The following is a 20,926-nucleotide window of genomic DNA, read 5'->3' as shown; positions in this document are numbered from 1 at the left end:
CCGCCGCCGAGGCCGCACGGCCGGGCTACCGGAACGCCCTGGCGGACGGGGCGACCGGCAGCCCGAGGGCCGAGCGATCGGCGGCGAGCACCAGATCGGTGGTGGTGAGCAGGCCGATCAATCGCCCGGCTAGATCGACCACCACGATGGCATCGAGGTTGGGGCGCAGCATGACTCGGCACATCACGTCGGACAGCAGCTCGTCGGGACGGGCTACCGCGGCGGGTGTGAGCTTGCGAGCGAGGCTGGCGAGTTCGACGGTGGGCCGCTGGGATTCGGGTATCGCCGCGAGATCCGACCAGGCCAGCACCCCGAAGGGGCGGCCCGCCGCGTCCACGACCGGGAACACCCGATGCGAGGTGTGCGGCGCGGGTGAGGCGAGCAGGTCGCGCAGCGTCCACTGGGTCGCGATCGCGATCGGATTGGGTGTCATGGCCGCGCGAACCCTGGTGTCGCCCAGCTGATGCCGCAAGCCAGCGCCGACCAGCTCGCTGTGTGCGGCGGTGCGCAGGAACCAGCCCAGCAGCACCAGCCACAGGCCGCCGAGCTGACCGAACGCCAGGACCTCGGCGACGCCCAGCAGGACCAGCGTGGTTCCGATCACCTGTCCGGTGCGGGCCGCAGTGGTCGCCGCGCGCAACCGGTCGCCGCTGTGCCGCCACAGGATGGCGCGCAGTACCCGCCCACCGTCCAGGGGAGCGCCGGGCAGCAGATTGAACACCGCCAGCACCGCATTCACAGTGGCCAGCCAGACCAGCATGGCGGTGACCACTCCGGCGTGGGGGATCAGGCTCGATAGCGCGGCCGCGGCCAGCGCCACCAGCGCGATGGCCAGACTGGTGGCGGGCCCGGCGACGGCGACGGCCAGATCGGTGCGCGGGTCCGCGGGTTCCTCCTCGATTTCCGAGACTCCGCCGAGCAGCCACAGCACGATCCCGCGCACGCGGATTCCCTTGCGGCGTGCGAGGATCGAGTGCGCGAGCTCGTGCGCGAGCAGAGACGCGGTCAATAGCAGCGCACCGGCGACCGCGGTGACCCACAGGCCCGCGCCGTGGCCGGACCCGGACAGGTACGCCCCGAGTATCCAGGTGAACAGCCCGATGGTGACCAGGGCCGACCAGTGCGCGCCGATGCGGACGCCAGCGATCCGGCCGAGTGGAAGGGTTGCCTCGATCATTTCGAATCCTTGGTATTCGGAAGAAGCAGCAGCAGGAGAATCGGTGCGGCGGTGAACATGAGGGCGGCCTGGAGGGCGATGGCGGGTGCTCCCACCATGGCCAGCACGGCTACTGCGACGGGCAGGGCGAGGATGAACAGTGGGGCGTGGCGGATGGTCATGGGCTACCCCCTGGTGGGAAGGGCTGGCGGACTTCGTGATTCAGGGATGGGTGGGAATCGCCTGCGGTTCGGGTAGGCGCAATGACGCCGCGATCGAATCCGACCACGCGGTAATCGCGTGCCAGTCGCGCAGGTCGCCGTAGCGGGTGCCGCCCATCAGGCGGAACAGGGTGCGGGCCGGGAGCGAGACTCCGGCGCGTTCGTAATGCCCGGCGAAGGAACGGTATTCGTGAGCCGCGAGGGAGTCCCGCACGGCGGCGATCTTTCTGGGCACCACCCGGCCGAGGCGGCGTCCGATCGGGCCCCGCAGGGCAGGCCCGAGGCCGACGCTGAACAGCCAGACGGTACGGGCGTTCAGCTCGTCGCGGTGCGAGCGGACGTATTCCTCGATCTCGGGCAGCAGCGCCATATTGTGGACGGCGCTGCCGATTACGACGGTGTCGAAACGGGAGAGGTCGGGGGCGTGGTCGGCGTCGGCGACCTCGACGGTCGCGCCGCGCGCGGTGAGGTTCGCGGCAAGGAATTCGGCGATCTCGCGGGTCGATCCCTGCGCGCTGGCGTAGACGATAGAAACCCTGGGTGAAGTGTGCTGTGTCATGACATCGAGCCTGCTCGCGGCCGCGGAATCCGTTGAGAGGCCAGATGCCTCGGAGCTGAGGCCGATGGTCACCGAGATCAACCCGCGGCGGCCGCCGGGCTGTGCAGCGAGTCCAGTGCCGCGACCAGCAGGCGACGGGCCTCGGCGGCTACGGGGAGCAATTCGGGCTCGACGAGCACGCGCACCTGGACTTCGGGGTCGGCGGCCTCGACCAGGACCCCGGTCTCGTCGGTTCTGAGCACGACCGGGCACGGCAGCATGAGCCCCGCCTGCCGGTCCGCCGCCAGCGCCTGGGCCGCCAGGCGCGGGTTGCACACCTCCAAGATCAGGTAGTCCTCGATGTGTTCGCCCACCTTCTCGCGCAGGATCGCTTGCATGTCGAGCTCGCTCAGCACCCCGAATCCCTGTTGGCGCAAGGCGTCTCGGGTCTGCTCGACGGCGGTCGCGAAATCGCCGTCGAGGTGGGCGGCGATCGCGGGGGCCGGGGCGACCGGGATGCGGACCTCCGTGATCAGCTGCCTGGGGTCGCTGACCTCGTCGGGGCCGATGAGGTACGCCTCGGTCGGCGGCCCGATGGGACGGTATCCGCCGACGTGCACCCAATCCCGCAGCGCCCGGTAGGCGGCGTCGAGATCGCCGTAGCTGCCTCGATGGCAGGTGCGCGCCACCAGTGTCGGAGCCTGCACCACGAGCTCCGCACCCGAACTCGGTCCCAGGGTCGGTGCGGCCTCGATCGGCAACCCGAAGTCCACGATGATCGCGTCATCGCTGGGCAGTTCGCGGTGGAAGGTGATGGTCGGCGCGCCCGAGGCGGTGAGCCCGGCCTGCTCGGCGATCTGCGCGACGCGGACCATACCGGCGACAATGCCCTCGCTCAGCTTGTCGGGGCGAATCTCGAGCGGAATCCGCAGCACCGTCTGCGGCGCCGTCTCGCACAAACCCACTCGGTATTTCATCACAGGTCTCCTTCGGTCCGGTATGTCACCAGCGTCGGACCGACAGCGGGCGTGCCACAGAGGAGAAGGTCCTGCGTGAGCGGGCAAAACCGCAGTACCGCAAGGGGACCGGGCATTTTTTCACCGTCTGCCGCCGAAAGAGGCTCGTACGTCGCCGAAGGACCATCGCGGTCTGCCGAAGGGCCATCGAGAGGATGACCTTGGATCCTGTGGCGGGCTCCCGAACGGGCGGAAGCTCGATTCATGGAACGAATGAGGCGAACGGGCGCCAGTGGCGTCGCCCGGGAGAGTGAGACCACTCCAGTGTCGTGGTGGTCGATCTTCCGTTCCGCATTGAATTGGGCGCACGTCCGGATGAATGCGCTGTTGAGGACCTTCGACCCTGTCGAGCGGCGGGAGTTCGGTGCTGACATGGAAGTCGTTACCGAACCATCCGATGTCGTCGAGAAGGGGTCGCCACACCATGCGTTCGTTCGAACCGTCGCTCCGGGTCCGCCCCGGGTTTTCCGCGCGCCCGCTCGGCGCGCGTGATCGACGGGCGATTGCGAGGTGAGCGGCTTCCCCTCCGACGACCTGGTCCGCAGCGTCGTGGATCTCTCGCGGAGCGAATCGCTACGCCTGCTGGCCAGTGTCCCGTTCGGCCGGGTGGTCTTCACCCGCGACGCCATGCCCGCGATCCGGCCGGTCAACCATTTCGTCGATGAGGGCGAAATAGTGATCGTCCGAACGCGATTGACCTCCCGACTCACCTCGACCGTGCGGGCCGATCACAATGTCGTCGTCGCATATGAGGCCGACGAGATCGACAACGGGACACAGCTCGGCTGGTCGGTCGTCGTCACCGGCATCGCCCGCACGGTCACCGACCCGGAGCGGGTGGCCCGCTACGAGGCCCGCCTGCGCCCCTGGGTGGAGGGCGTCATGGATGCCGTCGTCGCCATCGAACCCACCCTGGTCACCGGGGTCCGACTGATCGAGAAGAGCGACCCGGACGCCCGCCCCGCCGCCAGCTGATCTCATCCGGGGCCGAAATCCCTTGTCTCGTTGGCTTTTCGACCCTAACCCGCCGATCGCGCAGCGGCGATTCTCGATACATGACACGTGACATCGCCGCGGCCTTGTCCGCCTTCTGGAATACCCTGCGGCGTCGGATCTCCGGCCCCGTCGCGCTCGTGACACTGACCGGTGTGCTCACCGTGACGGGACTGGCAGTGCGGCCGGTGAGCCGGACGGCGGCCGACGGCCTGTGGCTGGCGGCCACCGCGATCGCATTGCTGCCCGCGGCCTTTTGGGTGTGGCGTGACCTGCGCAAGGGTCGCTACGGCGCGGACCTGTTGGCCTTGCTGGCCCTGGCGGGCTCGGCCGCGGTCGGCGAGTATTTCGCGGGTGCGCTGATCGCGCTCATGGTCGCCACGGGCCGAGTCCTGGAGGCGTACGCGGCACGTCGCGCGGGCGCGGATCTGTCCGAGCTGCTGCGCCGCGCGCCCGCGCAGGCGCACCGCCGGACCGTCGACGGTGTCGAGACCGTGCGCGCGGATGCGGTCGTGGTCGGGGACACCGTGGTGGTGCTCCCGGGTGAGGTGGTTCCGGTCGACGGAATGCTCGCCACTCCTGGCGTTTTCGACGAGTCGGCGCTGACTGGAGAATCCGCCCCGGTGGTTCGGCGGGTGGGCACGCCCGTCCGCAGCGGGGTGGTGAATGCCGGTGCGGCGGTCGATATTCGCGCGACCGCCGTGGCAGAGGCGAGCACCTACGCCGGTATCACGGCGCTGGCGCGCCAGGCCGCCGCCGAGGTGGCCCCTGTCGCGCGGCTGGCCGATCGGGTGGCGGTGTGGTTCCTGCCGCTGGCGCTGGGCGTCGCGGGCGCGGCATGGGCCTTCAGTGGCAGCGCGGTGCGCGCGGTCGCCGTCATCGTGACGGCCACCCCGTGCCCGCTGCTCTTGGCCGTGCCGGTGGCCATCACCGCGGGCATGTCGCGGACGGCTCGCGCCGGTGTGGTGGTGAAGAACGGCGCGGCCCTCGAAACGCTCGGGCGTGCCAGCACTTTGGTGATGGACAAGACCGGAACCGTCACCGTCGGTCGACCGGAGGTCGTCGATATCCGCACCGCACCCGGTGTGAGCACCGAGGACGTGCTGCGGCAGGCTGCCGCCGTGGAACACCTCTCGCCGCACGTCCTGGCCCATGCGGTGACGACCGCGGCGGCGCTGCGGGAAATCCCGATCGTGGTCGCGGACAATGTTTCCGAGATCCCGGGCGAGGGAGCCACGGGAATCGTTGCGGGACACCGCATCCGGGTCGGCAAGCGGCCCGCCGACGCTGATCTCGCGCCCTGGGCGGAAGCGGCGGCGCGCCAGGCCCGCCTGGATCTCGCGAGCATCGTCTGGGTGTGCGTCGATGAAATTCCTTTGGGCGCGCTGCTCGTTCGGGACCGGCTGCGCAACGACGCGGCCCGCACCATGCGCCGTCTGCGCACGGCGGGTCTGCGTCGGCTGGTGCTGCTCACCGGTGACCGAGTCGAGAATGCCACCGACGCGGCCTCGGCTCTGCAGTTGACCGAGGTGATCGCGGAGGCCGACCCGGCCGACAAGATCGCGGCCATCCGCGCCGAACGCCGGGCAGCGGTGACGGTCATGGTCGGCGACGGGGTCAACGACGCCCCGGCGCTGGCGGCCGCGGATGTCGGAATCGCCTTGGGCGCACGGGGTTCCACGGCAGCGGTGCAGGCGGCCGACGCTGTTATCGTGGACGATCGCATCGACCGGCTCGCCGATGCCGTCGATATCGCCCAGCGTTCGCATCGGCTGGCCGTGCAGAGCGCCGCCGCGGGCATGGCGATGTCGTTGGCGGCCATGGTCGCCGCCGCGACCGGGTACCTCGCGCCCAGCGTCGGCGCGCTGGTCCAGGAAGCCATCGATATCGCGGTCATTCTGAATGCTCTGCGGGCCTTGCGAACCGGTGCGCACGGACGCGCCACGACCGCCATCGACCCGCTGGTCGCGCGCTTCGAACGCGAACACGACCGCATGCACACCGCGCGGGAATCGGTCCGTGAGGCCGCCGACGCCCTCGCCGACGGCCCCACCGCGCCTGCCGAGGCGGCCGTGCGCCGCGCGGTCACGCTCCTCACCGATCAGGTCCTCCCACATGAGCACGCCGAGGAGCACGAGCTCTATCCCGCCCTGTCCGGTTACCTGCGCGACCCGGAGGCCCTGGTCACCATGAGTCGAGAGCACACCGAGATCGAGCGCCTCATCGCCCGCCTGCACCGCCACCTCGACAGCGCGACCACCGGCTTGCGGGCCGATCAGATCGACGACCTGCGAGCCACGCTCTACGGTCTGGACGCCATCCTCACCCTGCATTTCGCGCAGGAGGACGAGGCCCTGTTCACCCTCGCCCGGTGATCGTGAAGCGGGCGGCGCGGCGACGGACCCGATGGCCGGGACGGCGGGGACGCTGGGCCGGGGTGTGCGGCTGGGCGTGGAAGAACCAGTGTTTGGCGGTCTCGGCCAGGGCCAGATAGACCACGATCATGAGGGTCAGTGCCAGGAAGAACGTGCCGGGTAGGGGAGTGAAACCGAGGTCTCGGGCCAGCGGTGTCGAGGGCAGGAGCGCACCGACACCGACCGCGGTGAGGCCCGCCAGCAGCAGCGGGGTCGACGGGTGGCTGCGGAAGAAGGGGGTGCGGCGGGTGCGGATGACGAACAGCACGAGGGTCTGGGTGGCCAGCGATTCGACGAACCAGGCCGTGTGGAAAAGGGTTTCGCCCGCGTGGAAGAGCCACAGCATGATTCCGAAGGTGGCGAAGTCGAACAGGGAGCTGATCGGCCCGAAGACGAGCATGAACCGCTGGATCAAACCGATGTCCCAGCGCGAGGGTCGGGCCAGTTGCTCGGAATCCACGGTGTCGGTGGGGATGGCGAGCTGGCTGGCGTCGTAGAGCAGGTTGTTGAGCAGGATCTGCGACGGCAGCATGGGCAGGAACGGCAGGAAGGCCGAGGCCCCGGCGGCGCTGAACATATTGCCGAAATTGCTCGAGGTGCCCATGAGGACGTACTTCATGGTGTTGGCGAAGACGCGACGGCCCTGGGTGACACCGTCGGCCAGGACGTGCAGATCCTTCTCCAACAGCACCACATCCGCGGCGTCCTTGGCCACATCGGTGGCGGAATCGACCGAGATGCCGACGTCGGCGGCGTGCAGGGCGAGCGCGTCGTTGACGCCGTCGCCCAGGAACGCGACATCCACGCCCAGTGCGCGTTGGGCGCGCACGATACGGGCCTTCTGTTCCGGGCCGACGCGGGCGAAAATCGTTGTGGTGGGCAGTTGTTCGGCGATCTGGGCATCGGTCATGCGCTCGAGGTCCGCACCGGTGAGCGCGCCGCCCGGCGGCAGCCCGAGCTGAGCGCACACCCGGGTGGCCACGGCCGGGTTGTCGCCGGTGATCACCTTGACCGCGATGCCGAGCGCGGTGAGGCGGTCCAGGGCGTCGCGGGCGGTGGTCTTCGGCGGGTCGAGGAACACCAGGAATCCGCGCAGTGTGAGCCCGGATTCGTCAGCGGCGGTGAGGGATTGGGAATCGCGCGGCGCGGTGCGGGACGCGACCGCCACCACCCGGTGACCGGCCTCGAATTCGGCTCGCACGACGCGGTCGGCGCTCTCGGGCGTGTTCGGGCAGCGCGAAAGCACTTCCTCGGGTGCGCCTTTGGTGATGATCGTCCGTTCCCCCTCGTGCTCCACCAGCACCGAGACCAAGCGGCGTCGATGGTCGAAGGGCAGCACGGAGATTCGGGTGTAGTCGGCGACCGCGTGCCGGGGTGCCGTCGGGGCGGTCCACAATGCCGTGTCCAGCGGATCGCCGCCCGCCAAGGTTTCGCCCTCGATGAGGGCATCGGTGCACACCAGGCCGAGCGCGGCCGCCGCGTCGCAGGCCGTCCCATCCGGGCCGATCGCCCGCATGAACTCGATGCGCCCCTCGGTGAGGGTGCCGGTCTTGTCGGTGAACAAGACCTCCACATCGCCGAGATCCTCGATGCACACCAGCCGTTTCACCAGCACCTTCTGCTGTGCCAGCTGCCGCGATCCGGCGGCGAGGCTGGTGGAGACAACCGCGGGCAGCAACTGCGGTGAGATGCCCACCGCGATGGCCAACGAGAACATCAGCGCGTCGAGCAGTGGCCGGTGCAACAGCAGGTTCACGGCGAAGATCCCGACGGTCAGCACGGCCGCCACCCGCACCAGCAGCATCGAGAAGCGCCGCAGCCCGACCTGGAATTCGGTCTCCGGCTCCCGGTGCGCCAATCCCAGTGCGATTCGGCCGAATTCGGTGCGGCCGCCGGTGGCCACCACCACCCCGCGCCCATTACCGCCCGCGATCACCGTGCCCATCAGCACACAGCAGGCGAGTTCGGCCACCTCGGAGCCACTCGCCACCGGGTCGACATTCTTCTCCACCGGCTCGGATTCACCGGTCAGCACCGACTCGTCGCAGTGCAGCCCGTTCACCGCGAGCAGTCGAATATCGGCGGGAACCAGTTCCCCCGAACGCAATTCGACGATATCCCCGGGCACCAGCGCGGCCAGATCCAGCGACCGCGTAGCCCCGTCGCGCCACACCACCACCCGATGCCGAATGCGTTCGTGCAGCGCGTCGGCGGCCCGCTCCGCGCGGTACTCGTTGAGCACGCCCAACCCCACCGACATGGCGACGATGACCCCGATCACGATCGCGTCGGTCCGCTCACCGAGAAAGAACGACACGATCGCGGTTCCCACCAGCAGCAACAACAACGGAGACCGCAACTGCCGCACCAACACCGGCAGCATGCGGGCCCGATGCGACCGCACCGCATTGGGCCCGTACCGCTGCAACCGGCGCTCGCTCTCCTGTGTCGTGAGCCCATCCTCCGAAACGGCAAGGGCGGCCAGGACGCCGGTCCCGGCCCGTGAAGCCGCGTCCTGCGCGGTGAGCATGCCCTCTGCGCTCGGAATAGTCGGTGTGCTGGCCGCCATGCGGGTCATCGGAGCGCTCCCTGCGTATCGCATCGTGCGAGTTCACTTATCCGCCACTGGTATTCGTCCCGGGTGACCGGTGCGACCCGTGATGTGACGGCGATGAGGAAGGACTCGGCGTGCCGCCTCATGGCCGATGCCAGATTCGCAGCGCGGCGGCGAGGGTGTCCTCGATCGGTCCGTCGGTGTCGATACCGGCGGCACCCGGCCAATTCGCGGCCGTGGCCGCCATGGCGGAGGCGATTTCGGGAGTCGCCTCGGAATCGCCGTGTGCGCGAGCGGATATGCGGGCGGTGGCGACCTGCTGCGGGCAGTGGCAGCGCAGGGCGAGCAGGTCGCTGGCGGTGTTGGTGGCGAGTTCTGCTGCGCGACGGCGGTATTCGTCATCGGTCCAGCTGGCGTCGAGGATGACCGATCGGCCCAGTTCGAGTTCGGTCCGGGCGCGTTCGAGGAGTTCGTCGTAGACGCGTGCACGCGCGGCGGGCCGATACGCGCCCGCGCCGTAGTTGCCGCCGTGGCCGGTAATCGTTCCGGCCGTGCGCAATTCCGCCCGCACGGCGTCGCTGGAGATGACTCGTGCGCCCGTCGCGGCGGCCAATCGTGCTGCCACGGTGGATTTTCCGGTACCTGGCAGACCACCGACCAAAGCGAGCCGGATCGCGCCGCGCTCGAGATGCGCGACCGTGAGTTCCACATGCCGTCGGGCGTGCTCGGCGGCGTCGGGATCGCCCTGGGCGGCGCGAATGCGATCGGTCTTGGCGCGCACCAGCGATCGGTAGGCGATGTAGTGGTGGCGCAGTGAGTCCGGCGGCTCATCGCGCGCGGCCTCGAGATAGGCGCCGAGGAATCCGGCGGCGAGATCGGCGCGGCCCAGGAACTCGACATCCATGGCCAGGAACGCCGCGTCGTCGAGGACGTCCACGTAACGGAGGGCGTCATCGAAGTCGAGGCAGTCCAGGATTCGAAGGCCGTCGGGGAGCGCGAAAATGTCCTCGGCCAAGAGATCTCCGTGGCCGTCGACAATGCGGCCCGCGCGGATTCGGGCGGTGAACAGCCGGTCGCGGCCGTCGAGGAATCGCATCGCCAGGCGCTCGGCGCGGAGCAACTGCTCGGGATCGATGGCCCCGGAGGGTTGTTCGGCCAGACTGTGCAGCAGTACCCGCCACCGGCGACGCAGTGCCGCGGCCGTTCCCTGCTGATCGATCGCGTCTCCGCGCACGGCCGTGCGATGAAACTCGGCGAGTGTCTTTGCTAGCGACCGCAATTCGGCGTCGATCAACGCGCCCGCCTCGAGCATGGCCGACAATCGTCGATCCTCCGGCATCCGCCGCATGACCAGAATCGGTTCGCTCGGCTCGCCCGCCGGATCGGACAGGTGAGCGATCCCCACGTAGACGTCGGGTGCCAGCCGCCGATTGAGTTCCAGCTCGTGTCGGCACGCCTTCTCGCGCCGGTCCGCGGTGGAGAAATCGAGAAAGTCGGTGACAATGGGCTTCTTGGTCTTGTAGGCGCGATCGCCGCAGAGCACGACCACTCCCGAATGCGTTTCGTGAACCCTCACGAATGGCGTGTACCCGAGGACATTTCCGACAAGCGCCCGCTCCGCGACCCTCATCGCGCCACCGCCCGGCCGTCCCCGGCGGCAGCCCCGCTCGGCCGATCCGGAACCACCAGCACCGGGCACGGCGCGTACCGGACCAGATCCTGGGTCACCGGGCCGAGCCGATCCGGGTGCCCGGGATCGCTGTCGTGCGCCACGACGACGAGTCGCGCTGTCGTGGCGAAGTTTTCGACCGCGCAGACCAGGTCGCCCACGATCGTGACCGGGCGGACCGCGATATCCGGAAACTCCCGCAGACAGTGTTCGATCTGAGCGTCGGAGACCACCGCCGCCGGTGGATTCCACACCGGTCCCGCCGACCACGAGCGACCATGCCAGATCCGCGCCACGGTCACCTCCCCGCCCCGCGTGCGCGCGGCCTCGAACCCGGCCCGCAGCGCGGCCGGGGCGGTATTCCAGTCGTCGACGATCACCAAGACCGAGCCGTGCTCGGCCCGGGCCTTCCGCACCAGCACCACCGGACACGCGGCCGCCCGCGTCACCGCCAGCGCGGTCGAACCCAACACCAGCTGCGACAGAAATCCGGCCCCCGAACAGCCCAGCGCGAGCAGACCCGCCGACCGCGATTGCTGAACCAGCACCTGTTCGGGCTGCCCGCGCACCACCATCACATCGATGCCGAGACGCTGTGGCCCATCGCCGCGCGGCAGCGCGTCGCTCACGGCCCGCCGGGCCTCGTCGAGAGACTCCTCGGCCTCCCGATACCGCAGCCCACCCGGCTGAAACGCGGCCTTGTCGATCTCGGCGACCACCCGTACCAGCCGCAGCGGCACCCCACGCGCGAGAGCCTCACCGCCCGCCCACACGGCCGCCCGCACGGCGGCCGAAGACCCGTCGATTCCGGCGACGACCGGCAGTGCGAGTCCGCCCGCGCTGCTTCGAGATGCGTTGGTGTGCATGCCATTCAGCCTCTACCGCGACCCCTGCGCGCGATAGGGGCCGCCCGCACGTACCGGTAGGGTCCTAAGGCCCGTCGAGGAGGGGCGTGCGGGCCCTGGCCACGACCGGCGCGCATGCCGCACAGTGAGCGGTGCCGACCCCACTGAGCCGCGGGGTCGGCACCCATTCCACCCGGGAGACGGCATGTCGATCGTGACGCTGACGATGAATCCGGCGATCGACATCGCCGCGAGCGCGGAGCATATTCGCCCCACCGACAAGATCCGCTGTGCCGCACCGCGATTCGATCCGGGCGGCGGCGGCATCAATGTCGCGCGGACCATCGGTGCCCTGGGCGAGCCGGTCACCGCGGTCTTCCCCGCGGGCGGGCCGTCCGGTGCCCTGCTGGAACAACTGGTCGCCGACGCCGACGTCCCCGCCCGTCCGGTCCGGGTCGCCGGTGCGACCCGGGAGAGCCTCGCGGTGACCGACACCGGCACGGGCGAGCAGTTCCGCTTCGTCTTCCCCGGCCCCCGCCTCACCGCACCGGAAGTCCACCGCTGCCTGGCCGAATTGGAGCGCGCCGCGGCGGGTGCCCGGCTCGTGGTGGCCAGCGGCTCCCTGCCACCCGGAGTACCGGACGATTTCTACCAGACGGTGTCGGATCTGCTGGCCGACCTGAATATCGGCTTCGTGCTGGATGCCTCGGGCGCGCCTTTGCGGGCCATGCGGCGCGGAGTGCGCGTCCTCAAACCCAGCGTGCGCGAGCTCGGCGAGTATGTCGGCCATCCGCTGCCGGACTCGGAAACCCGGCTCGCGGCGGTGCGCGAGGTCATTGCCGCCGGGGTCGCCGAGGCCGTCGTGCTGTCACTGGGCGTCGAGGGAGCGTTGGTGGCCACCGCCGACGGCGAGGAATGGTTCGCACCGGTCGAGGTGGTGGTGCGCAGCGGAATCGGGGCCGGTGACGCGATGGTCGGCGGCCTCTGCGTGGGCCTGGTACGCGGCTACGCCCTGGGCGATGCCGTGCGGCTCGGATTGGCTTCGGCCGCAGCGGCTTTGGAAACGCCGGGAACCCGGCCCGGCCATCCGGCCCGAATCATGGAGCGATTCCGGGCCGCCGCTCGAGCGCGGGTCTGACACTCAGCCGCGGGTTTGGTCGCCGCGGAGTTTGGAGGCGTAGACCGCGGCTTGGGTGCGGCGTTCCATGCCGAGTTTGGCCAGCAGGCGGGAGACGTAGTTCTTGACGGTCTTCTCCGCCAAGAACATGCGCTCGGCGATTTGGCGGTTGGTGAGGCCCTCGCCGAGGAGGTCGAGGAGTTTGCGTTCCTGTTCGGTGAGGCCCGCGAGGGGGCCGTCGGGTTCGGCGCTGCGGCGGAGGCGGTCCATGAGGGCGGCGGCGGCGCGGTTGTCGAGCAGGGAGCGGCCGGAGCCGACTTCCTTGACGGCCTTGGCCAATTCCATGCCCTTGATGTCCTTGACCACGTAGCCGCTGGCACCGGCCAGGATGGCGTCCATCATGGCCTGTTCGTCGGTGAAGGAGGTGAGGATCAGGCAGCGCAGGCCGTCATTGCGGGAGAGCAGGTCGCGGCAGAGTTCGATGCCATTGCCGTCGGGCAGCCGCACATCGAGCACGGCCACATCGGGGCGCAGGGCCGGAATGCGGGCGAGAGCGTGCGCCACATCGCCCGACTCGCCGACGACGGTGAGTTCCGGGTCGCTCTCGAGCAGGTCGACAAGGCCGCGGCGGACGATCTCGTGATCGTCGACAAGAAATACCTTGATCATGGCCGGAATCCGATCAGAGAAGGGCTGTGAGGACAAACATAGCGCGCCGTGGGCACGGCAAATGGGGCCTAAGGTCCCGGAAACAAGTGCTCGCGGTGGTGACCTTCGGACACCCAAGGTCACCGGGCGAATCGGGCTACCAGCGGGCGGGCGGCGGCACGGTACGCAGGATTTCCGAGAGCGGCAGTCGCGGTGTCGGGGCGGGGTTCTCGCCACCGGACCCGGCGGCCCCGATGCGCACCATGACCTGGGGTTGGGCATCTAGCCCGGTCAGTGTGCGCACGATGGCCCGGCTGCGCGGCACCTCGGTGATATGGGTGAGCGGACAGGTCGCGTACCCCGCCGCGGTGCTCTCTAACAGCACGTTCGACAGCGCTACACCGCAGCGCACCAGGCTTTCCGGGGTGTCGCGCTCGGTGGACAGCACCAGGATGGCCGAATGGTCGACCCCGAGTTCGGGGCGGCGCGGCGAGCCGACCACGGTCGGCAGGGAACGGCCGATATCCACCCGCTCGCGTTCCTCGGCGGTGATCAGCGCGGCGGCGGGTATCCCGGCGGAGACGAAGGAATGCCCTGTCCACCAATGCAATTCGGCTTGATAGGACGAGTCGTAGCGGCGCAGGGTCGCGGTCAGCCGGGAGGCACGGGCCAACTCTGGGCGCGCACTGTCGGGCAGGACGGTCAGCGTGGCGTCGGCCGGATCGACGACGGTGCGCAGCACGGTGTCGAATTCCGCCCAGCCGGGCGGTGCGGCGAACGGCAGCCGGTCGGTGTGGCGGTGTTCGATGGCCCGGGCGCGCTCGCGATCGGCGTCGGAGACCACCGAGGCCGGTTCGAAACTCACAGTCGCCAGATGATCGCGCCGGGTCGGATTCGGGAAATAGGCGACGCGAATACGCCAGCCGTCCGCGGCCAGCGCGGCCCGCAGATGCCCCAGTGCGACACCACAGCTGAGCAGCATCTGCCGCCCGGCGGTATCGGTGGCGGGCAGCAGCCGGGCGGGCACGGAGAACAGTCGCAGGGTGGTGCCGTCGAACTCCCAGCGCCAGGGCTGACTATTGTGCAGCGACGGTGCGCGCCCGGCCAGTCGCACCGCCCGTTCGATGACCTCACCGGTGGGTATGTCGCTCATATCCCCACGCTAGGCGGCGGTTTCGCGGCGGGGAGGGGTCCAAGGTCCCCGCTCGCGCGGACTCCGGACCCCGGCGGGCCGACGGTGGACCGATTCGGGGACCTGTGACCCTTGGACGTCCCCGCGCGCCACTCCACTCTGAGAGGGGTGGAATGCAATCCGGCAGGGCCGCTGATCGATTCGCGGCGATACGACGCCGTCCTCTTCGATATGGACGGGGTGGTCACCGACAGCGCGTCCATGCACGCGGCGGCGTGGACCGAACTGTTCGACGAGTTTCTCGCGCTACGCCCCGCCGCGCCGGGGGAGGATCACACGCCGTTCACCCCGGCCGACTACCTGCGCAGCGTGGACGGCAAGCCACGGTACGACGGCGTGCGCGATTTCCTTGCCACACGCGGAATTTCGCTACCCGAAGGCGAGCCTGCCGATCCGCCCGGAATCGAGACGGTCTGCGTGCTCGGCAATCGCAAGGACCGACTGTTCCTGGAACGTGTTGCCCGCGACGGAGTTCCGGTGTTCGACACCACCGTCGACCTCGTGCGTGCCCTGCAGGCCGCCGGAATCGGCACCGCGATCTTCTCGGCGAGCCGCAATTGCGCCGAGGTGCTGCGCGCGGCGGGAGTCCCCGAGCTGTTCCCGGTCCGGGTGGACGGCCTGGTAGCCGAGCAACTGGGGCTGGCGGGCAAACCCGATCCGGCGATGCTGCTCGAGGCGGCCCGGCGACTGGATGCCGCGCCCGAACGCACCGTGGTGGTGGAGGATTCCGAAGCCGGGGTGCACGCCGGGCGCACCGGCGGTTTCGGACTGGTGATCGGCGTGAACCGCGGTGGCCACGCGGAGGCCCTGCGCGCGGGCGGCGCGGACGTCGTCGTGTCCGACGCGGGCGAGGTGCGGGTGAACGGCGGCTTCGAACGCATGTCGGAGCTGGCGAACGCGCTCGACTCCTGGGCGCGGCTCGGCGACCAGCTCGATACCGAGAAGATCGCGGTGCTCCTGGATTTCGACGGCACCCTGGCCGAGATCGTGCCGGACCCGGGTACGGCCACACTATCCGAGGACACCGCGGCGGCGCTGCTGAACCTGTCCGCGGAGTGCCCGGTCGCGATCATCAGCGGTCGCGAATTGGCCGATCTGCGTGCGCATGTCGGGGTGGACGGCATCTGGTACGCGGGCTGCCACGGCTTCGAACTGCAGGCCCCGGACGGCAGCCTGCACCTGCACGAAGCCGCGCCGGAGGCCGAACGCGCCCTGGCCGAGGCCGCCGAGGCGCTGCGCGCCGAACTGGCCGCAGTTCCCGGAGTTCGACTGGAACACAAGCGATTCGCCGTCGCCGTGCACTACCGGCAGGTGCCCGAGGACCGTATCGGCACGGTGGTGTCGGCCGCGCACGCGGCGGCCGGACGCCTGGGCCTGCGGGCCGGTGAGGGCCGCAAGGTGGTGGAACTGCGGCCGGACCTGGACTGGGACAAGGGAACCGCGCTGCGCTGGATTCTCGACCATCTGACCGTCTCGGTGCTGCCGATCTATCTCGGCGACGATCTCACCGACGAGGACGCCTTCGACGCCGTCGCCTCCGACGGCCTGGGCATCGTGGTGTGCCACCCGGAATCCGGTGATCGACGCACCGCCGCCCGGTACTCGCTCGGCGACCCCGACCAGGTGCGGGAATTCCTCGACGGCCTGGTCACCCTGCTGTACGCCGAACCCGACACTGCCGCCTCGGATTCCTGGCTGCTGACCTTCGACGGCTACGACCCGCAACGGGAGCGACTGCGCGAGGCGCTGTGCACCGTCGGCAACGGCTACCTCGCCACGCGCGGCGCAGGACCGGAAACCATTGCCGGGCAGCATCATTACCCCGGCACCTATGTCGCCGGGATCTACAACCGCCTCTACGACGAGGTCGGCGGGCGCGGCGTCGACAATGAGAGCCTGGTCAATCTGCCCAACTGGCTGCCGGTGACCTTCCGGATCGACGGCGGCCCGTGGTTCGACCCCGATGCCGTCGAAATTCTGTCCTACCGTCAGCAATTCGACCTGCGTCGCGCCGTACTGATGCGGGACGTGCGGTTCCAGGACGCGGCTGGTCGGATCACCGCGGTACGGCAGCGCCGGTTCGCGGCCATGCACGACCCGCATCTGTGCGCGCTGGAAACCGTTGTCACCGCCGAGAACTGGTCCGGGCGACTGGTAATGCGGTCGGTGCTGGATTGCACCGTGCGCAATTCCCTGGTGGCCCGCTACCAGGGTTTGTCGGATCGGCATCTGGAGCGGGTGCTGGCGCGTGAACTGTCCGCGGACTCGGTATTGGCCATGGTGTGCACCGGCCAGTCGCGGATTCCGGTGGCCGTGGCCGCCCGGGACCTGCTGTTCCAACACGGCGTACCCATTTGTCCCACCGGTGAACTGGTCGATTCCGACGGTCTGATCGGGCACGATCGCGCGGTCTCCATGAAACCGGGCGACGAGGTGACGCTGGAGAAGACGGTCCTCGTCGTCACCGGCCGCGATCACGGCGTCTCGGCACCCGACGAGGACGCCGCCCGCTGGCTGGTCGGCGTCGGACGCTTCGCAGAGCTGCTCGCCGCCCATACCGTCGCCTGGGACCATCTGTGGGACCGCCTGCGCATCGACCTCGACGACGGCCCGCACGCGGTGCGGGTGCTGCGCCTGCACCTGCTGCACCTGATCCAGACGCTCTCGCCGCATACGGCGGACCTGGATGTCGGCGTGCCCGCGCGCGGTTTGAACGGGGAGGCGTATCGCGGACACGTCTTCTGGGACGAGCTGTTCGTCTTCCCGATCCTCAACCCGCGCTTCCCCTCGTTGACGCGGTCGCTGCTGCGGTATCGGTATCGCCGCCTGCCCGAGGCCCGGCGCAGTGCCGCCGCGGCCGGTCTGAAGGGCGCGGCCTTCCCGTGGCAGTCGGGCACCGACGGGCGCGAGGAGAGCCAGCGCATGCACCTGAATCCGCTGTCGGGACACTGGCATCCGGATCCGAGCTGGCGGGCCCGGCACATCGGCAGCGCGGTCGCCTACAACGTCTGGCAGTACTTTCAGGTGACCGGCGATATCGAATTCCTCACCGAATATGGCGCGGAGATCCTGGTCGAGGTCGCGCGTTTCTGGGCGAGCCTGGCCGAGTACGAGCCCGCCGCCGACCGCTACCACCTGCGTGGTGTCATCGGACCCGACGAATTCCACTCCGGCTACCCGCACGCGCCCCAGGATGGCGTCGACGACAACGCCTACACGAATGTCATGGCGGCGTGGACAATCCGGCGCGCCCAGGAGGCACTGGCCCGGCTCGCCCCGCGCGACCGTGCCCGGCTGCTCGAATCACTCGGTGTCGCGGCCGAGGAGCCCGCGCGCTGGGAAGCGGTGGGCCGCCGCCTGTTCGTGCCCTTCCACGACGCCGTGATCAGCCAGTTCGCCGGATACGACCAACTGGCCGAACTGGATTGGGACCACTACCACGAGGTCTATCCGGACATCGCCCGCCTGGACCGCATCCTCGAATCCGAGGGCGACGACATCAACCGCTACCGGGCGGGCAAACAGGCCGACGTCCTCATGCTGTTCTACCTGCTGTCCGCCGACGAATTGCGTGAACTCTTCGCTCATCTCGGCTACGAGCTCCCCGGCGAGATGATCCCCCGCACCATCGACTACTACCTGGCCCGCACCTCCCACGGCTCCACCCTCAGCGCCCTGGTGCACGCCTGGGTCCTGGCCCGCGCCCACCGCGCCGACGCCATGACCTACTTCGACCGCGTCCTCGACTCCGATATCGCCGACATCCAGGGCGGCACCACCGAGGAAGGAATCCACCTCGCCGCCATGGCGGGCAGCATCGACCTGGTCCAACGCTGCTTCACCGGCCTCGAACTCCGCGCCGACCGCCTCATCCTCAACCCCCGCTGGCCCGCGGAACTCGGCCCGCTGACCTTCCCCGTCATCTACCGCGGCCATCGCCTCACCATCCGCATCACCACGACCGAGGTCGAGCTCCGCTCCGATCCCGGCACCGCCGCCCCGGTTGAAATCCATTGCGGCGAACGACAAGCCGCGCTCCTCCCCGGCCGGGTGATCCGCCTCGCGATAGATCCCGAGCCGAACTCCGCCACCGACGAACAGTAGGCGTCGGTGGCGCAGCGTGGGGTTCGAGGGGCTATGCCTGGGCCGCGAGGGCGAGGTTGGCGCGGCGCTCGATCAGCAGGGGCACGAAGTTTCGGACCCTGGCCCCCGCGAGGGCCTCGCGGGCATTGGCCACGATGGCCGCCACGGTGGTCGCGGGCACCTCGGGATGCCGCTGGATCAGCCGTTCCAGGGCGAATTGAATCTGGGTGTTCTCGTCGTTTCGCATGGGTTCAGCGCTCCGGGGCGGTGACGACGACCTTCAGGGCGCCGGTCTGATCGGCGTGGGCGAAAGTGTCGTAAGCGCTTTCGAATTCGGCCATGGGGTAGTGGTGGGTGATCATGGCGGCGGGATCGAGGCGGCCGCTGGCGACCAGCTGGATCAGGCGCGGGGTGGAGTAGGTGTCGACCAGGCCGGTGGTGATGGTGAGGTCGCTGATCCAGATTTTCTCCAGATGCAGGGTGGCGGGCTTGCCGTGGACGCCGATATTGGCGACATGGCCGCCGGGACGCGCCAATTCGACCGCGGTTTCGAAGGTTTCGGGAATTCCGACGGCCTCGATGGTGACGTCCGCGCCGAGACCCGCGGTGAGGCGGTGGACGATGTCGAGAGCGTTTTCGCGGCCGCCGTTGATCGTGACATCCGCGCCGAGTTTCGCGGCGGCCTGCAACCGGGCGTCGGCGAGGTCGACGGCGACAATGTGGCCGGGGGAGTAGAGGCGGGCGGTGGCGATGGCGGCCAGGCCGATCGGGCCCGCGCCGACGATGACCACGGTGTCGCCCGGTTCGATACGGCCGTTGAGCACGCCGACCTCGTAGCTGGTGGGCAGGATGTCGGCGAGCATGAGCATCTGCTCGTCGCTGATCGATTCCGGAATCGGGTGGGTGGAGGTGTCGGCGAACGGGACGCGCACGTATTCGGCCTGGGTGCCGTCGATCAGGTGGCCGAAGATCCAGCCACCGCCGCCCAGGCACTGGCCGTAGCGGCCCTCCCGGCAGAACCGGCACGCGCCGCAGGAACTGATGCAGGACAACAGCACCCGCTCCCCGACGCGGCGGGTGTGCACACCGGATCCGACCTCGACAATGGTGCCGACGGCCTCGTGGCCGAGAATGCGGCCGGGGGTGAACTCGGGGACATCGCCCTTCAGAATGTGCAGGTCGGTGCCGCAGATGGTGACCGCGTCGACCCGGACGATGGCGTCGGTGGGGGTCTGGATGGTGGGGTCGGGCACCTCGTCCCAGGACTTCTGGCCTGGACCGTGAAAGACCATCGCGTGCATGGTGAATCCTCCTCTGTCGGTTCACCACGAACGCTAGAAGTGCAGGTCGGCAGGCCGCTGCGGTCGTAGGTCCCGAATCGAGGGGCCGTAGGCGGGCAGGTTCGCGGCGGCGGTCTTTGGACCCTCACGGCGGTGACGATCGGCCGCAGTGCCCGACTCGCCGGGATTTCTACCGTGGGGGTGGCGGCTCGCCGAGCATGCCTGACCCTCACGCTGGGAGAAGACCATGACAGAGCGGGAATACGACGATCCGCACACCCTGACCTCCGCGGAAGTGGTTGTGGGCGTGGATGGTTCGCCCGGCGCGGCGATCGCTCTGCGGTGGGCCGCGGACTACGCGGTGCGGCACGGGCGGGCCTTGCGGATCGTGAACGGACTCAATCTCGCGGGGACGAGTAGTGCCGCCGGACCCTATACGGTCATCACGCCGCAGATCATCGATATCGCGCGGGCCCAGGGTCGGACGCTGCTGCGCCATGCCTCGGAGTCGGTCCGGGCCAACCATCCGGACTTGCGGATCACCACCCATATGACTGCCGACAGCGCGGCGGCGCTGCTCATCGCCGAGAGCGCCGAAGCGTACACGGTGGTGCTGGGCGCGACCGGAAGCGTCGGCACCCTGGGACATCTGGGTTCCACGCTGTTGGGCGTGACCGCCCACGCGCAGGGATCGGTGATCGTCGTGCGTCCGGATCCGGACGCGGGTCTGACGGTTCGCGACACCGGCCCGGTCGTGGTCGGTGTCGACGGCAGCAAGGTCAGCGAGCCCGCCATCGCCGCGGCCTTCGCCGAGGCCTCCGAGCGCGGCGCGGAGCTGATCGCGGTCCACGTGTGGAGCGACTGGAATGCGGGCACCTTCGCGGGCCAGTTCCCCGAGTCCGGATTGGACGCATTGGAGGGCGTCGAGGAGGCGCTGCTCGCCGAGCGACTGGCGGGCTGGCGCGAGAAGTACCCGGATGTGCGAGTTCAGCAGCGCGTGTATTTCACCTCGCCCTCCACGCAGCTGCTCGAGTGGTCCAAACACGCGCAGCTGGTGGTCGTCGGCAACCGGGGTCGCGGCGGGTTCCTCGGCATGCTGCTGGGCTCGACCGCGTTTGCGCTGGTTCAGCACGGGCAGTGCCCCGTCATGGTCGTACACGCGGCCGAGTGAATCCCTCGAGCACAGGAGCGAGTCGATGA

The 20,926-nt window shown here is 69.4% G+C and carries 16 protein-coding genes; 5 read left to right on the top strand and 11 right to left on the bottom strand.

Annotated elements, in window-relative coordinates:
• Positions 1-25: 25 nt before the first annotated feature.
• From VMT40_RS29125 to VMT40_RS29110, 4 genes are all read right to left on the bottom strand, one after another.
• Positions 26-1,177 carry a site-2 protease family protein gene (locus tag VMT40_RS29125; RefSeq protein ID WP_326362156.1) on the bottom strand — a complete coding sequence of 384 codons (1,152 nt, stop codon included), beginning with the start codon at positions 1,175-1,177 and terminating at the stop codon, positions 26-28.
• Positions 1,174-1,338: a hypothetical protein gene (locus VMT40_RS29120; RefSeq protein WP_326362154.1), complete on the bottom strand. Its 165-nt coding sequence runs from the start codon at positions 1,336-1,338 to the stop codon at positions 1,174-1,176. Before VMT40_RS29120 ends, VMT40_RS29125 begins: the two co-directional genes overlap by 4 nt.
• 40 nt (positions 1,339-1,378) lie before the next feature.
• Entirely contained in the window at positions 1,379-1,936 is a 558-nt protein-coding gene (locus VMT40_RS29115) for a flavodoxin domain-containing protein (protein ID WP_326362153.1), read from the bottom strand.
• A 77-nt stretch (positions 1,937-2,013) separates the two neighbouring features.
• Positions 2,014-2,892, bottom strand: coding sequence for a DUF302 domain-containing protein (locus VMT40_RS29110; RefSeq protein WP_326362151.1), 879 nt, complete (start codon positions 2,890-2,892; stop codon positions 2,014-2,016).
• 549 nt (positions 2,893-3,441) lie between these two features.
• Here VMT40_RS29110 and VMT40_RS29105 point away from each other — a divergent pair.
• Together VMT40_RS29105 and VMT40_RS29100 are read left to right on the top strand one after the other, a co-directional pair.
• On the top strand, positions 3,442-3,906 hold the full coding sequence (locus tag VMT40_RS29105) for a pyridoxamine 5'-phosphate oxidase family protein (protein ID WP_326362150.1): 465 nt from the start codon (positions 3,442-3,444) through the stop codon (positions 3,904-3,906).
• An 80-nt stretch (positions 3,907-3,986) separates the two neighbouring features.
• Positions 3,987-6,299 carry a heavy metal translocating P-type ATPase gene (locus VMT40_RS29100; protein WP_326362149.1) on the top strand — a complete coding sequence of 771 codons (2,313 nt, stop codon included), beginning with the start codon at positions 3,987-3,989 and terminating at the stop codon, positions 6,297-6,299.
• On the opposite strand, the gene mgtA is transcribed toward VMT40_RS29100, so the two are convergent.
• The 3 genes from mgtA to VMT40_RS29085 form a co-directional block, all read right to left on the bottom strand.
• Entirely contained in the window at positions 6,283-8,907 is a 2,625-nt protein-coding gene (mgtA, locus tag VMT40_RS29095; RefSeq protein WP_442790085.1) for a magnesium-translocating P-type ATPase, read from the bottom strand. The genes VMT40_RS29100 and mgtA overlap by 17 nt on opposite strands.
• A 127-nt stretch (positions 8,908-9,034) precedes the next feature.
• Entirely contained in the window at positions 9,035-10,468 is a 1,434-nt protein-coding gene (locus VMT40_RS29090) for a bifunctional aminoglycoside phosphotransferase/ATP-binding protein (RefSeq protein ID WP_326362146.1), read from the bottom strand.
• 50 nt (positions 10,469-10,518) lie between these two features.
• A complete protein-coding gene (locus VMT40_RS29085; RefSeq protein WP_326362145.1) occupies positions 10,519-11,427 on the bottom strand; it encodes a universal stress protein in 909 nt (302 codons plus the stop codon).
• Between the two features lie 184 nt (positions 11,428-11,611).
• On the opposite strand from VMT40_RS29085, the gene VMT40_RS29080 reads away from it, so the two are divergent.
• Positions 11,612-12,544, top strand: a complete 933-nt coding sequence (locus VMT40_RS29080) for a 1-phosphofructokinase family hexose kinase (RefSeq protein ID WP_326362143.1) — start codon at positions 11,612-11,614, stop codon at positions 12,542-12,544.
• 3 nt (positions 12,545-12,547) lie between these two features.
• Here the strand turns inward: VMT40_RS29080 and VMT40_RS29075 are convergent, their stop codons facing one another.
• Positions 12,548-13,192 carry a response regulator transcription factor gene (locus tag VMT40_RS29075; protein WP_326362141.1) on the bottom strand — a complete coding sequence of 215 codons (645 nt, stop codon included), beginning with the start codon at positions 13,190-13,192 and terminating at the stop codon, positions 12,548-12,550.
• A gap of 136 nt (positions 13,193-13,328) precedes the next feature.
• Complete coding sequence (locus VMT40_RS29070; protein ID WP_326362139.1) at positions 13,329-14,324, bottom strand: Acg family FMN-binding oxidoreductase; 996 nt, start codon at positions 14,322-14,324, stop codon at positions 13,329-13,331.
• A gap of 147 nt (positions 14,325-14,471) precedes the next feature.
• Between VMT40_RS29070 and otsB the strand changes: the two genes are divergently transcribed.
• Entirely contained in the window at positions 14,472-18,467 is a 3,996-nt protein-coding gene (gene otsB, locus VMT40_RS29065) for a trehalose-phosphatase (RefSeq protein ID WP_326362138.1), read from the top strand.
• 31 nt (positions 18,468-18,498) lie between these two features.
• Here otsB and VMT40_RS29060 read toward each other — a convergent pair whose 3' ends face one another.
• Positions 18,499-18,693: a three-helix bundle dimerization domain-containing protein gene (locus VMT40_RS29060; protein ID WP_326362136.1), complete on the bottom strand. Its 195-nt coding sequence runs from the start codon at positions 18,691-18,693 to the stop codon at positions 18,499-18,501.
• Between the two features lie 4 nt (positions 18,694-18,697).
• On the bottom strand, positions 18,698-19,747 hold the full coding sequence (locus VMT40_RS29055) for a zinc-dependent alcohol dehydrogenase family protein (RefSeq protein ID WP_326362135.1): 1,050 nt from the start codon (positions 19,745-19,747) through the stop codon (positions 18,698-18,700).
• Between the two features lie 226 nt (positions 19,748-19,973).
• Here VMT40_RS29055 and VMT40_RS29050 point away from each other — a divergent pair, with 226 nt between their 5' ends.
• The gene (locus VMT40_RS29050) at positions 19,974-20,897 is read left to right on the top strand and encodes a universal stress protein (protein WP_326362134.1); all 924 of its coding nucleotides are present in this window, start codon (positions 19,974-19,976) and stop codon (positions 20,895-20,897) included.
• Positions 20,898-20,926: the final 29 nt, after the last annotated feature.

The sequence above is a fragment of the Nocardia sp. CDC160 genome, assembly GCF_035818795.1.
Classification (GTDB): Bacteria; Actinomycetota; Actinomycetes; order Mycobacteriales; family Mycobacteriaceae; genus Nocardia.
Note: the sequence above shows the minus strand (reverse complement) of the source record. Positions and strands in the feature narration are given on the sequence as shown.

Coding starts and splice junctions, on each gene's coding strand:
- VMT40_RS29125 (WP_326362156.1), bottom strand. CDS start 1,177: ATGATCGAGGCAACCCTTCCACTCGGCCGGATCGCTGGCGTCCGCATC.
- VMT40_RS29120 (WP_326362154.1), bottom strand. CDS start 1,338: ATGACCATCCGCCACGCCCCACTGTTCATCCTCGCCCTGCCCGTCGCA.
- VMT40_RS29115 (WP_326362153.1), bottom strand. CDS start 1,936: ATGACACAGCACACTTCACCCAGGGTTTCTATCGTCTACGCCAGCGCG.
- VMT40_RS29110 (WP_326362151.1), bottom strand. CDS start 2,892: ATGAAATACCGAGTGGGTTTGTGCGAGACGGCGCCGCAGACGGTGCTG.
- VMT40_RS29100 (WP_326362149.1), top strand. CDS start 3,987: ATGACACGTGACATCGCCGCGGCCTTGTCCGCCTTCTGGAATACCCTG.
- mgtA (WP_442790085.1), bottom strand. CDS start 8,907: ATGGCGGCCAGCACACCGACTATTCCGAGCGCAGAGGGCATGCTCACC.
- VMT40_RS29085 (WP_326362145.1), bottom strand. CDS start 11,427: ATGCACACCAACGCATCTCGAAGCAGCGCGGGCGGACTCGCACTGCCG.
- VMT40_RS29080 (WP_326362143.1), top strand. CDS start 11,612: ATGTCGATCGTGACGCTGACGATGAATCCGGCGATCGACATCGCCGCG.
- VMT40_RS29075 (WP_326362141.1), bottom strand. CDS start 13,192: ATGATCAAGGTATTTCTTGTCGACGATCACGAGATCGTCCGCCGCGGC.
- VMT40_RS29070 (WP_326362139.1), bottom strand. CDS start 14,324: ATGAGCGACATACCCACCGGTGAGGTCATCGAACGGGCGGTGCGACTG.
- VMT40_RS29060 (WP_326362136.1), bottom strand. CDS start 18,693: ATGCGAAACGACGAGAACACCCAGATTCAATTCGCCCTGGAACGGCTG.
- VMT40_RS29055 (WP_326362135.1), bottom strand. CDS start 19,747: ATGCACGCGATGGTCTTTCACGGTCCAGGCCAGAAGTCCTGGGACGAG.
- VMT40_RS29050 (WP_326362134.1), top strand. CDS start 19,974: ATGACAGAGCGGGAATACGACGATCCGCACACCCTGACCTCCGCGGAA.